Genomic DNA, 12,382 nt, shown 5'->3' with positions numbered 1-12,382 from the left:
GTCGCCCTGTCCGAATGCTCACCCCGCCAAAGAAACGTAGAGATTCCGGTGCTTTGCAGCGGTGTTCTCCATGGAGTAATCACCGCTGCGAGCAACCGAGCCTTTCGATAACTTCGCATAAAGAGCGCCATCGCCAAGAATATCGCTGATCCGCGCGGCAATGGCATGCGCATCGCCCAAGGGTGCTTTCAGCCCGTTGATATCATCATCGACCAGCTCGCAATTGCCGGGAACATTGGTGGCAATGATCGGCAATCCGCTGGCCATCGCTTCAAGCAATGTGATCGGCATGCCTTCATAGAGCGACACGTTTAGATAAAGATCGCTCGCCCGCATAAGATCAGGAATATCAGATCGTTCGCCCAGAAAGCGAACCATTTCATCAAGGTCTTCGCGCGTAATACTCGCGCGCAAGGCGTCCAGCTGCGCACCGCCGCCCGCGATCTGGAACACCGGCATGGGATGGCCCGGCGCGCTGGCCTTCATTGCCATGGCAACTTCTATCAGCAGCGGGTAATTCTTCTGCTCGCTGATCGTGCCTACCGAAAGGATATGCGGCTTAGCTTGCGAAGCAGCGCGCGGTTTACCCTGCGCAAACGAACGGCCTGCTGCATTGGGAATGCGGACAATCGGCTTTTGGACCAAAGGTGCAAGCACGTTTTCAACATCCGCTCCGATGGCGACATAGGTGTCCGTCATCCGGTCAAACAGCGGAAACATGCGCGGCGAAAACGGCAATTTGGTGTTGTGATGAGTGAGCACAACCGGCGCTTTATTCCGGCTCAATGTCAGCATCGGAAGCGCGCGGACAGTGTGCGCATGGACGATATCGGGCTGAAAAGTCCGCAAAGCTTTGCGCATCGCAAAAGCGGCTGCCACAGGCCCTCGCTTTGCCGACAGGCCCAGCGACACAAAATTGCCGCCCGCCGCTTCGATCTCGGCAATCATGCGCGCTTCGGTTTCCGGCGAATTGCCGACCGTTTCAGCATCGCAAAGCGCGATCACCAATGACGCATCGCCCGCGCGTGCGAATTCAGCCGAAAGCCCGCTCACAAGCACTTCTGCGCCGCCCGATGTCAGGCTGTTGGTGATGGAGCAAATCTTCACAAGCGTGCCTGACCCTGCACCCTTTCGCCTAAGCCAGAAAGCCGGTTGGCGCGAACAAAGCGCGGCCTGCCGGCGTTAAATGCGCATCGAACAATTCCTGCACGCGCGCGTCTTCATCAGGGCCAAGATAATCAGTGTATCCGGCAACTTTACCCCGCCGCACCCGCGATGCATCGGCATCTTCGCGGTTGTATTCGTGGCCAGGAATGCCGGTTTTCTGCTCTTTCTTGCGCATCTTATCAAACTGCGCCTTGGTCACCGCTTCATCCAGCACCGCTTCATCCACCGGAATGCCCAAAAAGTGCAGGACATTGCGAACAACCCCGTGCGTGTCCTCGCTCAATTCTTCGTAGCTGATCGTCAGCGCGTGATGCCCGATCAAGCCTTGCGCCCAGCCATTGTGGTAAGCAGCAATCGCAGCAGCACCGTAAGTTTCATCTTCGAGAAATGCGGCAATATCACCTTCAAAGCGGTGCTTGTGCTTGGTTTGGTGGAAATAGGATGAGACCAGCACATCGCGCGGATCACGCACCAACATGATCGTTTTGCGCGGGGCGAACAATTCTGCGTCAAAATCCCGGTGGCTGACCGCGATCAAAGGCAGGTTCTTGGTAGCCAAAGCCTCAGTCGATGGCAGGCCGCGCTCCATATCGAGATCGAAATTTGGCAGCACTTTGAAAGTCGAGCGCAGATCAGGCTCGAAGCCCAGATCATATGTGCGCGCCAGATAAAGCGAGAGCAGGTACCGCAGCCAGGTCCGCCCGCTTTTGGGGTAGGAAACCAGATAGGCGCTGACATTGCCCACCATGGTTTGCAGCCGCGCATCATGGTTGGATCGTTTGAAATCCAGCACACGGGCTTTGAGGGCAGTCAACATCGTCTTCAAACTCCGGTATCTGTAGGTGCCGTCTCGCTCAGGAGACTTTCAATCATATCGGTCCATTGTTTACCAATGGCTTCTGGCACAAATCTCTGGCTGGTTTCTTTCGCGCGCGCGCCTAGCTGGCGGCGCAGGTCATTGTCACCCAACAATCGGTCAAGCCCCTGCGCCAAGGCGTGCGGATCATCGGCGGTTACCAACAGGCCATCATCGCCATCTTTTATCATGTCTTCAGGACCAAAATCGCAAGCAAATGAGATTGAGGGAATGCCCGCCGCCATCGCTTCGCCCAGGACAAGGCCCCAGCCTTCAAACCGCGAGCTTAAGACAAAGGCATCGGCGCTTTCGACCCATTGGCCTGGCCTTTCGGTCACACCGGGAAGCTCTGCTCGCCCTTCAAGGCCAAGATTGTCGCGCAATTGTTCAAGCGCGCGGCGATCAGGCCCTTCGCCCCAGATGCGCAAAATCCAATCGGGATGGTCGGACGCGATTTTGGCGAAGGCTTCGAGCAGCATGTCAAAACCCTTTTGATGGGTCAGCCTGCCTACAGCGGTAAGCACTTTGCCCGCCTCTTGATTATCCGCCCCTTTATGGCCCGCCGGGTTCACATCACCCCACTCAGCCATATTGGGAATAACCCAAGATCTTTGGCGCATAGCAGGGGGAAACACTCCATCGCGCCGCGCGTCATCGTTACAAGCCCGGTCGCCATGGGATAGGTTTTACGGCGCAGCCAATTCCACACTCTGCCCGGATTTTGCTGCACCGGATTGTTGCGCTCAGACACGATCACCGGGATGCCCAATTCGCAGCTGGCGAGCACCGTTTGAACATTGGTGCGGGTCAGAAAACTGATGATGAGATCGGGCCTTGTGCGCTCAAAATGCCGGCGCAGATCACGCGTGCGCACTGCAATTTCGCGCAGCGCATCAAGCTTGGCGCGCTTCTTCACTGGCCGCGAAAGATAAGAAACCTCAACCCGCGGATCGGGGGGATAATAAGGCGGTGTTTCGCCGGTTTCAAAATTGACAATTTCAACCTTGTGGCCGCGCTCTGCCAGCTTGCCCGCCACGAAAGTGACGACATGCTCAGAACCTCCGGCTCGCAATCCGGGCAGCACAAATGTGATATGGCGCGGGGGCGCGGTCATGACGCTCTCGCCTGTGCATCGCGCGGCGCGGCATACCCAAACCGGAACGCAATTTCGAGCGCGATGACTGTCAGCCCTGCAAACGCGATATGCGCATAATTCGCGCCAATCGCGCCAAAGGCGGGTAGAGCGGTGAACGCGACACCAAAAAACGCCGCCGTTGCCGCAATGGCAATACCGAGAACAATCGTGGGCCGGTTCATCGCGAGCATGGTTGAGCGCGCTGGCGCGGCCACCATAATCAAAGTCACCGCAACCAATTGAGTGAGCAGTAACGGGAACACCAGTTCAAAATCAGAGCCAAACACCCATTCAACCAAGGGCCGTCCAACGGCCCACGTGCCCCCAATGAGCAGCACGCCAATCGTCCCGAGCGCCAATTGCACTTTCAGTTTTAGCCCGCGCACATCGGTGAATTGCTTACGCGCCCACATGCGTGAAAGGTCGGGATAGATCACCGCTTGCACATGCTGGCCCACCTGCTGTGCAACTTTCGCAAAGCGTTTTGCCAGATGGTAGAAACCGGCCGCCGCAGGATCGACAAATGCAGCGACGATCAAAGTGTCCGCCTCTTGCGTAAGGGTTCGCAGCGCGCTTGATGCATTGGTGGACCAGGCAAATCCCATAAAGCCGGGGAAGCGGTTCGTCATGCCTGCGACCCCCGCTTTGAACGGATTGGCGACCCCCATGTCTTCAAGCGCTAATTTCGCCAGCCAGCCAAACACGGCAGTGTCAATCAATTGCGCAGCCATCCAGATCGCCAGAAACGTCGCAATGTCAGCCCCTGCAAGATAAGCGGCGCCCGCCATGATGATCCGCAGCACGGCAGAAAACAGTTTGAAATAGGCAAGCCGTTTGAACTGACCCGCCATTCTGAGCGCAGCGGTGGGCGCGCCTCTGATGTTGAACGCGATGGCCGGTGCAAAAATGGCAAGGAGGTAAAAGTCCGATGGCTCGAGCCCGACTTGTTCGAGCAGAAAGAACCCTGCCCCCAACATAACCGCCGCAGCAAGCAAAGCGCACCCTGCATCAAGCAACAGCCCGAACAGGAACAGCTGCGACATCTTTTCAGGATCGTTTTCAACCTCTTCCTGAGTGCCGAAACGGATCAGCGGCTGCCAGCTTTCAAATCGCAAAAGACGCTCGCAAATGCGCCCGATGGTGAGCACGATAGCCAGGACGCCGTAAGCCTCTGGCCCCAATGCGCGCGCAGCCAGCACGGTGCTGACCATCATCAGCAAAGCCACACCGATGCTGCCGGTGAGCAAATGCATGATGCTGCCAAGCCGCGAGCGCAGCATATCGTTGCCCGACAGCTGCGCCCATTTTTGCCCGATAGCGCCCATATTCAGCTGCGCTGCCATGGTCTGAAGACCGCCTGATAGCTGGGATGAATGGCGAAATAGGTGCTCATCGCAAGCAGGACGGGCATGATCCATTGGCGCGAATACATGTGCGGGATGGAAAAGGTGTACACCATAAACACCGCGACAACCGCGATGATCATCGCGCCTTCATCCCGGCTTCGGGCAAGCGCGGTCAGCCCCGCTGCGATCAGCATGATCAGGATCATCAGCAAGCCGACAAATGCGACAACGCCGCCTTCATTCCAGATTAACAGGTGCAGTTCATGCACGGGCGCGCCATGCGGGCTGACGACGCGGTATTGATCGACGCCCAAGCCAACCAGCACGTTATCGTCGGCCATTTGCCAGGCTTCTGAAATCAGATCGGCGCGGTCAGTGAATGTGCCCGCTTCATTAAGATCGCCTGTCGTAAGCGCGCCTGCCACGCGGGTCTCAAACGCTTCGGGCAGGGGCGCACCGGATGCGACAAACAAAAAGATTCCAAGCGCCCCGGCGATCGCGAACCGAGTGAATGCGGCAAAGCCGGAAAACCCGAAATACACACCGGTCGCGACAACCGCCGCAATAAAGCCTGTGAAAGACCCGCTCGCCAGCAATCCCCAGGCCAAGATCACTCCGCAGATCACCGCGATGCTGGCTGGAATGGTGCTATTACGCACACAATAAAGCAGCATCGGAAACGCAAAGGCGATCATGGCGCCATTGGGATTGGGCTCTCCCGTCATCGCGCCGACGCGCCCATTGCCCGTGAGAAATCCATCGCCCATGAGCGCGAGCGTGTCAGTGTGATCGAACAGCAAGCTCGCTGAAATCCCGATCATTTGCGACACCGTAATGCCCAGCACAAACAGCGCAGGCAGCCGCCGGGTTACTGTGATTTGCTGACCCATAAGGACCATCGGCACCAACAGAAACGCAAACAGATATTGCGCGGCGACGAGCAGCCAGCGGATCATCTCTCCATTGGCAATCGTGCTGAACAAGAGCCCGCCCAGCATAAGCGCGATGCCAGATATCCAGAAGACGCTCATCGATCCAAATGGCCGGGTGTTCAATTCTCCGCGGAAAAGCATCGCGCAGATGACCACGGTGATCCCTATATCGCTCAATGTCAGGTTGATATCGCCAACCCGCAGCACGCTCCACCCGCACAGGAACACAGCCAGAAACAGAACCAGACGCGTGATGCGCGGCTGGGCACCGACATTCATGTGGCCCTGTTGTTCAACCCCATAAACCGGCGGCGCAAAATATCCGGCCTCATCCGCAGATGTTTCCGGCGCTTCAGCAGCGCTTTCGGTTTGGTCCAAGGTGTGTTCGCTAGACATGTCTGCGGCCTTAGTGCCTTCACGCCCGCCGTCACACAATTGCGTAGAAGGACAGCCGCTTGCGCATTGTGGCTATCACTTCGTATCAGGAATTGGTCCTTTGGATATACCAAAGATACCTTGCTCACTGTGCCCAAAATAGCCGATTTAACATCGCGTAGAAGTTTCGCCTCGAGCCAGAAAGCCCGCGATCAATGTCCAAGCATCAAAGCCAGGGGGAAAGCGGGCGCGCTCCGCTCAAATTGATCTATGTGACAGGCTATGGCCGCAGCGGGACAACGCTGCTTGATATCGCTGTGGGCCAGCAGGAAAGCGTGTTTGCAGCAGGCGAGATCACCGCGCTTCCGCGGCATGTATGGGAAAACAGCGAATTTTGCGCATGCCGCGAAACCGTGCCTGATTGCGAGTTTTGGGGGCCAGTTGTCACCCGCTGGAAGGATGCCAATCCCGAAACTTCGGTTGAAGAATACGGGCAGCTGCTGGACCGCTCAGAGTGGTTATTCAGCTTGAAACGCCTGCTGCAAAAGCTGCGCCCGCAAAAGGATGTGGAGGCGTATGCCCGCCTTTCCCGGTCTCTCTTTGCCGAAATCGCAAATCAGGCGGGCACGCGCATTGTGCTCGATAGCTCAAAATTGCCGGGCCGCGCGTCCAGCATGCTCGCCATGGACGATGTCGAGATTTATCTTGTCCATGTGGTCCGCGATGGACGCGGTGTCGCATGGTCGATGATGAAGCCGTACAACATCAAAGTCGAAGACGGCATTCAGAAAGAACTTAAGCCCAAGCCATTGTGGTTTACCGCTGCGCGCTGGTTCGTCGTCAACATGGGAGCGGAAATCTTGCGCTGGAGGCTGCCAGGCAATCGCAGCATCCGTGTGCGCTATGAGGATTTCGTCGCCGACCCCGAAGCCACGATCAAACGGATCATGGCGCTGGTTGGTGAAGAGTATGTCCGCCCTGCCCATGGCGGCGAGATTATGAAGCCGCAGCATCAGGTCGCGGGAAGCCGTCACCGGATGTCAGATGAAATCCGCATCAGCAAAGATATCGGATGGAAATCCAAAATGCCGCGCGCCAAACAGGCGATGTTCAGCTTGCTTGCTGCACCCTTGTTGTGGCGGTATGGTTATTTCAACAAGTCCAATGATGATAACGTCGCAAACGAAACTCAGGACAGGTCTATGTCAGGGAGACCAGCATGATTAAGATGTTTGCGCATTCGGCAAAAACAACATTTGCCGCAGGAACCGCGCTGGCCCTGGGCCTTACGGCCTGCGCTGAACCGGTGGATGCAGCGCCTCCGCCCGCGCCGCAGCCGGTAAGCGGCACGCTCGCATTTCCGGGCGCTATTGGACATGGTGCGGGCGCTGTTGGCGGGCGCGGGGGCAAGATTATCTATGTCACCACGCGCAAGGATACCGGCAAAGGATCATTGCGCGCCTGTCTTGTGGCGAAAGGTCCGCGTGTTTGCGTGTTCCGCGTCGGCGGCGTCTTCCGCTTCACATCGCGCCCTCCGGTGATCAAAAACCCCTATCTGACGATTGCCGGGCAGACCGCTCCGGGCGGAGGCATTGTTATCAGTCATGCAGGCGGCAATTCTGCGCGCACCCCCATCCTTATCAAGAACACGCACAATGTGGTTGTCCGCCATGTGCGCATCCGGCTCGACCGGCTCAGCGCCAATCGCAAAAGCGATGATGCCATCACCATTGAAAACAGCCGCAAAGTTTTGCTCGATCACATCAGCGCCAGTTGGGCGAGCGATGAATTGATCAATGGATATGGCGACAATGATCAGATCACGATCAGCAATTCGATCTTTTCTTACGGTATCCCTCGCCATGACAAATGCGCTTTGCTGGCAAGCGATCCCAAAGACGCGCAGCGCGTCAGCTTTATCGGCAATATCTGCGCGCATAATGGCGACCGCAATCCGGACATAAATTTCCCCAAGGGCTCCTGCGTCGAAGTGGTCAACAACGTCCTCTACAACGCGGAAAGCCAGTTTGCCGAGGTTTGGGAGAGCTTTGGCGGAACACCCGTTTCCATCGTCGGCAACACCTTTGTTCTTGGCCCCAATGGCAGCCAGAACACGCAAGGCATCGCGCGCAACAATATCGGCTCAAAGGGCAAAGCGAGCATCTACCTCTGGGACAATAAGTTTATCGGCAATTTCCGCTTTGTCGCGACATCCGCGCGTCAGCGTCAGGTCGCCAATGCGCCCTGCGCGCCCACCATCAAGGCGAAAAGCGCCGCGAAAGCTTACGGCGATGTTCTTGCCAGTGCAGGTACATGGCCGCGCGATGGGATTGACCAAAAGGTCGTCAGCGAAATCCGCAGCCAGACAGGCAAGATTGTCTCTCGCCCCGGCACCATCAGCAAGCTGCGCGATGGCACGGCCTACAAGGATAAAGACCGCGACGGGATGGATGACAATTGGGAAGTCCGCCACGGCGCCAACCCCACCGTTGCCGATAGCTGGGGCGATGCCAATGGCGATGGATATTCCAATTTCGACAATTTCTTGAGCTTCCGCGACAGTCTGAAGAAAAAAGGCAAAGGCTGATGAACGCTGCTCCTCCCAAACAAGGGTTTGAAGCGGCGAGCAACAGTGATGGACCAAAGCAAAACTCGCGCATCACGATCTGCTTTCCCTTTGCCGGTGACAGCATAGGCGGCAGCCACATTTCCTTGCTCGGTTTGCTCCAACGGCTTGACCAGACGCGGTTTCGCATTCTGATAGTGCCCGAAGTGGCAGGCGGCAAAATCGCCCAGCATTTCGGTGCATTTGAGCAAATCGCTGACCCTGCCTCTCCGGTCACATCCTTCACTCCGGGCGAGGCATTCAGCGCGGGCAAATTTGTGCGCACTTTGAAAGGCGTAAGCCCGCGCGCAAAATTCCTGCGCGATCAGCAGGTTAGCATTGTGCACACCAATGATGGCCGCACTCACGCCACCTGGGCACTGGCCGCGCGCATGGCCGGCCTGCCGCTTATCTGGCACCACCGCGCCGACCCCACCGCGATGGGTTTGCGGTTGCTCGCCCCTGCCCTCGCAACCCGCGTGCTGACTGTGTCCAGCTTCTCCCTTCCCAAAGGCAAAATCTGGAGCGCGGCGCACAAGGCTCAGGTCGTTCACAGCCCCTTTGACACTACCATCAGCGTAAACCGCGATGAAGCGCGCGCCCAATTGCTACGCGAAACGGGCCTGCCCGATAATGCCCTTGTGCTTGGCTTTTTCGGCAGTTTTGTGCCCCGCAAACGGCCCTTGCTGTTCGTCGATACGATCAAGCACTTGCAGGGCACGCTAGACCGTCCCATTTTCGGCTTGATGTTTGGCGAGGCAAAGGTGCCCGAAATGGACGCGAAATTGCGCGATCATATTGCGGCAAGCGGGATGAAGGATGCGGTGCGGGTGATGGGCTTTAGGAAACCCGGTCACGTCTGGATCGGCGCATGCGATCAATTGCTGGTTCCCGCAACGGGTGAGCCTTTGGGCCGCACTCTGGTGGAGGCGATGCTGGTGAGAACGCCGGTGGTCGCAACCAGATCAGGCGGCAGCCCAGAAGCGCTCAAGGATGAGACGGGCATTCTGGTGGAACCGGAAAGCGCGGCCGCTTTGGCTGAGGGAGTAAGGTCCGTTCTGGCAAATCCTGATCAAACCGCTCAGATGATTGCCCGCGCCGCGCCATCAGCGCGCGACCGCTTCAGCGTGGAACGCCACACGGCAAGTGTCACACAGGTTTATGAGGAACTTTCGCGCTAATCAGGCGGGCTGCGACCGCGCAAAACGCGGGCCGCAGCCAAACCGGATTAGAAGCGCAGCCGCGCGGTAAGGCCCACGCGGAACCGTTCAAATTCCTCAAACGGATCATCGCTTACACGTTCCGCCACATTGGCATCCGCGATCAGCGAAAGATTGCGATTGGCCAGATATTCCACCGCAATTGTCGGACCATAAGTCTGCTCGCTTATGCCTGAGCCGACAAAGTTGGTGTCGCGATATCGCAGGCCAACCCGGCCATAGAAATTGTGCCGCATTTCAACCTGGCCCGTTACCGCGACGCGCGTGTCCGTTCGCGCTTGTGCGCCCTGACGGAAGGTTGCAACGTCGCCTCTGAACGCATCAATGACAACCGCCGCGCGGCGGTCAAGCAGCAGCGAAATCGAGGCATCGACAGACAGCCCCGTGCGCGCATCGAGCCGCGCATCTTGCGGATCGAACTGGAACACACCCACGCCGACACGGCCCCTGATACGGTCGCTGTCAACAAAGCTGAGCCCCACACGTCCGCCATAGGTTGTGGCATCGCGATCTGGATCAATCGCGGTCGCTGGCAGCACAAAATCGCGATAGGTCGCAAAACCTGTGACGGTCGCATAAAGCGGCCCGCTCAAACGATAGCCAACTGTTGCACGCCCACCAAACGAGGTGAAATCGCGATCGTCGTCAATCGCCGCTGTCGCATCAAGCTCGCGCACTTCGGCTTCGAAATCGAGCAGGATCCTGCCCCCTTCGCGGCGATAGCGCACACCTGCTTCAAGCTGATCGATCAAACGCGGGCCTGGCCCGGCAATATTGCGCGCTTCGGGATCACCGCGATCCTCTGCCAGTCGGGCAAAACTGACATTGGAGCTGAGCCGCTCACCCTGACGCGGGCTGTAACTTACGCCCAGCCCGGCACCATAAGTATCCGAATTTTCCGTGGTGAAATCGAGATAACGGGTGAACTGGCCGAACGCATCGAAATTGACACGAAAATCATTCTCACCAATTTCCACGCCCAATTCCGGGCGGACGATGAATTCCAGATCGTCAATTTCGGTCCCTTGCGGGGCGGCAAGAATATTGCTGTCATACCTCGTGGTCGCATTGATACCGGGCGATATCTTTAGCGGGCCGGCGGTGATGGGGTCGATCTGAAATTCAGAATCCTCTCCATCCACCAACGGAGCAATCGTCGTTTGCGCCGCCAAAGGAGCGCCCGAAAGCGTCGCTGCGGAAATCGCCAACAGCGAGACAGCGCGCCATGCGCCCGGTTGTTTCGGCATTAGAACCACCGTTCATAAATGCGGATACGGTCACCGGGCAAAAGGACGGTGTCCTCTGATGCCTTGCCAGTGGTTTCGCGGTCGCCAATCGTGCGGATCACTTCAACTTCGTCGGTTTTCGCACGGTATGTGTACCCGCCCGCAAGCGAAATCGCTGCAAAGACGGTGAGACCTTGGCGATAGGCGTATTCGCCCGGCTGGCGCACTTCACCAAGGATATAGATCGGGCGCAGTTCAAGCGGCTGGACCGTGACATTGGGGTTTTTGAGAACCTCTTTGGCGGCCAGTGCACCTCGCAAAGCTTCTTCGATCTCCACATAGGTTAGACCGCTCACTTTTACCTGCTGGATCAGCGGCAGCGAAATTGAACCGGTTTCATCAATGGTGTAATCGCCATTGACTGTATCAAGATCCTGAACCGAAACGCGAACCTTGTCCCCTGGCGCAACGCGCAATTGGGTTGCGCTTGCGCTTTCGAGCGGCGGCAAGTCAGCCGTCCCGCTGGTGCAGGCTGTCATCGCGCCGAGCAGAATTGCTGCGGCGGCGGCTTTGGTGGTGTTGATTGAGACTGTACGCATGGCGGTGCCCCTCCTTCTCATCTGGCCCGCATTCGGGCGGTTTGTATCATACATAACAATAACTAGGCGGCATCTGCATGTTTTTGTGCAGAAAGCCACGGTGACAGATCGCGTCCCAACATCGTTCCAAGCTGCGCGACATCATCGGCATAGAATTCAGCCAGATGCGCGCGCAGATCAGGCGAAAGCGCGGGATATTCAAGATCGCGCGCAAACAAGGCGCGGGTTGATTTGAACAGGGATGAATTGCGATAGGGCTTAACCAGCGGCTTTAGCGGGGCAAGCGCCTGCCGCACTGGCAAAGGCAACAGCCGCGCTGAGCTGTCATTTTGCCGCCGCTTGGCAAATTCACTGTCAAAATGCGGATTGGCCCCGATATGGCCCCACACTTTGTCGAGAGTTTCTTGGGGACGCTGTTTCACATCCTCAAATGTAAAGCTGAGGATTTGCTCTTTCGGGAACAGATCAAACCAGCGCGACAGGTGCTTTGCGTACAGCCCATCGTTCAAAAATCGCGGCTGGGCATTGCCGGGCGCGGTGAGATATTCTTCCGGCTGGCCTTTCACAGTGCCCCGGCGATATAGCATTTTGTAATCGGAATAGGCTCGCTCAATCGGATTGCGAAACTGCACGATCAATCGTGCATCGGGATATTCGCGTTTGATGTGCTCGGCGGCTTCGGGCTTGGCAAGGTAATCGGCCGTCTTCTCGCCCCACAGTTCGCCGTCAGCTTTCTCATCAGGGAACAGATCGCGATACCATTGCCACCCTTTATCATGATCGCGGGTGAAGAAATGCGGTTCAATCTCTGGTACAAATATGTCTGGGTGCTGGCCCATCTGTGCCTGCACCCATGTCGTCGCCGCTTTGATCGCGCCGATGACGATAAAATCTAAGGGAGGTTTGGGGGAAACGGCCATG

Annotated in this window: 12 protein-coding genes; 3 read left to right on the top strand and 9 right to left on the bottom strand. The window is 57.3% G+C overall.

What is annotated here, in order from left to right; genetic code table 11:
- Nucleotides 1-18: 18 nt before the first annotated feature.
- Genes AC0V6W_RS00265 through AC0V6W_RS00240 form a run of 6 tightly spaced genes read right to left on the bottom strand, consistent with a single transcriptional unit; the run spans nucleotide 19 to nucleotide 5,832 of the window.
- Nucleotides 19-1,107, bottom strand: a complete 1,089-nt coding sequence (locus AC0V6W_RS00265; protein WP_486146044.1) for a glycosyltransferase family 4 protein — start codon at nucleotides 1,105-1,107, stop codon at nucleotides 19-21.
- A 28-nt stretch (nucleotides 1,108-1,135) separates the two neighbouring features.
- Entirely contained in the window at nucleotides 1,136-1,984 is an 849-nt protein-coding gene (locus AC0V6W_RS00260) for a sulfotransferase domain-containing protein (protein ID WP_486146042.1), read from the bottom strand.
- Between the two features lie 5 nt (nucleotides 1,985-1,989).
- On the bottom strand, nucleotides 1,990-2,613 hold the full coding sequence (locus AC0V6W_RS00255; RefSeq protein WP_486146040.1) for a glycosyltransferase: 624 nt from the start codon (nucleotides 2,611-2,613) through the stop codon (nucleotides 1,990-1,992).
- On the bottom strand, nucleotides 2,592-3,137 hold the full coding sequence (locus AC0V6W_RS00250; protein WP_486146038.1) for a glycosyltransferase: 546 nt from the start codon (nucleotides 3,135-3,137) through the stop codon (nucleotides 2,592-2,594). Before AC0V6W_RS00250 ends, AC0V6W_RS00255 begins: the two co-directional genes overlap by 22 nt.
- Complete coding sequence (locus AC0V6W_RS00245) at nucleotides 3,134-4,501, bottom strand: lipopolysaccharide biosynthesis protein (protein ID WP_486146036.1); 1,368 nt, start codon at nucleotides 4,499-4,501, stop codon at nucleotides 3,134-3,136. The genes AC0V6W_RS00250 and AC0V6W_RS00245 overlap by 4 nt, the downstream gene beginning before the upstream one ends.
- Nucleotides 4,486-5,832: an O-antigen ligase family protein gene (locus AC0V6W_RS00240; RefSeq protein WP_486146034.1), complete on the bottom strand. Its 1,347-nt coding sequence runs from the start codon at nucleotides 5,830-5,832 to the stop codon at nucleotides 4,486-4,488. The genes AC0V6W_RS00245 and AC0V6W_RS00240 overlap by 16 nt, the downstream gene beginning before the upstream one ends.
- A gap of 194 nt (nucleotides 5,833-6,026) precedes the next feature.
- On the opposite strand from AC0V6W_RS00240, the gene AC0V6W_RS00235 reads away from it, so the two are divergent.
- From AC0V6W_RS00235 to AC0V6W_RS00225, 3 genes are read left to right on the top strand one after another with little or no spacing between them, the layout of a single operon-like run.
- On the top strand, nucleotides 6,027-7,034 hold the full coding sequence (locus AC0V6W_RS00235) for a sulfotransferase family protein (protein WP_486146032.1): 1,008 nt from the start codon (nucleotides 6,027-6,029) through the stop codon (nucleotides 7,032-7,034).
- Nucleotides 7,031-8,398, top strand: coding sequence for a pectate lyase family protein (locus AC0V6W_RS00230; protein WP_486146030.1), 1,368 nt, complete (start codon nucleotides 7,031-7,033; stop codon nucleotides 8,396-8,398). The genes AC0V6W_RS00235 and AC0V6W_RS00230 overlap by 4 nt, the downstream gene beginning before the upstream one ends.
- Nucleotides 8,398-9,597: a glycosyltransferase family 4 protein gene (locus AC0V6W_RS00225; protein WP_486146028.1), complete on the top strand. Its 1,200-nt coding sequence runs from the start codon at nucleotides 8,398-8,400 to the stop codon at nucleotides 9,595-9,597. Before AC0V6W_RS00230 ends, AC0V6W_RS00225 begins: the two co-directional genes overlap by 1 nt.
- 47 nt (nucleotides 9,598-9,644) lie before the next feature.
- Here the strand turns inward: AC0V6W_RS00225 and AC0V6W_RS00220 are convergent, their stop codons facing one another.
- The 3 genes from AC0V6W_RS00220 to AC0V6W_RS00210 form a co-directional block, all read right to left on the bottom strand.
- Nucleotides 9,645-10,883, bottom strand: a complete 1,239-nt coding sequence (locus AC0V6W_RS00220) for an outer membrane beta-barrel protein (protein WP_486146026.1) — start codon at nucleotides 10,881-10,883, stop codon at nucleotides 9,645-9,647.
- A complete protein-coding gene (locus AC0V6W_RS00215) occupies nucleotides 10,883-11,461 on the bottom strand; it encodes a polysaccharide biosynthesis/export family protein (protein WP_486146024.1) in 579 nt (192 codons plus the stop codon). Before AC0V6W_RS00215 ends, AC0V6W_RS00220 begins: the two co-directional genes overlap by 1 nt.
- A gap of 62 nt (nucleotides 11,462-11,523) precedes the next feature.
- Nucleotides 11,524-12,381, bottom strand: a complete 858-nt coding sequence (locus AC0V6W_RS00210; RefSeq protein WP_486146022.1) for a sulfotransferase family protein — start codon at nucleotides 12,379-12,381, stop codon at nucleotides 11,524-11,526.
- Nucleotide 12,382 lies beyond the last annotated feature (1 nt).

The organism is Erythrobacter sp. JB1-7 (genome assembly GCF_057365015.1).
Note: the sequence above shows the minus strand (reverse complement) of the source record. Positions and strands in the feature narration are given on the sequence as shown.

What these genes read in the sequence shown, in the direction of transcription:
- AC0V6W_RS00260 (WP_486146042.1), bottom strand. Translation starts at nt 1,984, where the DNA reads ATGTTGACTGCCCTCAAAGCCCGTGTGCTGGATTTCAAACGATCCAAC.
- AC0V6W_RS00255 (WP_486146040.1), bottom strand. Translation starts at nt 2,613, where the DNA reads ATGGCTGAGTGGGGTGATGTGAACCCGGCGGGCCATAAAGGGGCGGAT.
- AC0V6W_RS00250 (WP_486146038.1), bottom strand. Translation starts at nt 3,137, where the DNA reads ATGACCGCGCCCCCGCGCCATATCACATTTGTGCTGCCCGGATTGCGA.
- AC0V6W_RS00245 (WP_486146036.1), bottom strand. Translation starts at nt 4,501, where the DNA reads ATGGCAGCGCAGCTGAATATGGGCGCTATCGGGCAAAAATGGGCGCAG.
- AC0V6W_RS00240 (WP_486146034.1), bottom strand. Translation starts at nt 5,832, where the DNA reads ATGTCTAGCGAACACACCTTGGACCAAACCGAAAGCGCTGCTGAAGCG.
- AC0V6W_RS00235 (WP_486146032.1), top strand. Translation starts at nt 6,027, where the DNA reads ATGTCCAAGCATCAAAGCCAGGGGGAAAGCGGGCGCGCTCCGCTCAAA.
- AC0V6W_RS00230 (WP_486146030.1), top strand. Translation starts at nt 7,031, where the DNA reads ATGATTAAGATGTTTGCGCATTCGGCAAAAACAACATTTGCCGCAGGA.
- AC0V6W_RS00225 (WP_486146028.1), top strand. Translation starts at nt 8,398, where the DNA reads ATGAACGCTGCTCCTCCCAAACAAGGGTTTGAAGCGGCGAGCAACAGT.
- AC0V6W_RS00220 (WP_486146026.1), bottom strand. Translation starts at nt 10,883, where the DNA reads ATGCCGAAACAACCGGGCGCATGGCGCGCTGTCTCGCTGTTGGCGATT.
- AC0V6W_RS00215 (WP_486146024.1), bottom strand. Translation starts at nt 11,461, where the DNA reads ATGCGTACAGTCTCAATCAACACCACCAAAGCCGCCGCCGCAGCAATT.
- AC0V6W_RS00210 (WP_486146022.1), bottom strand. Translation starts at nt 12,381, where the DNA reads ATGGCCGTTTCCCCCAAACCTCCCTTAGATTTTATCGTCATCGGCGCG.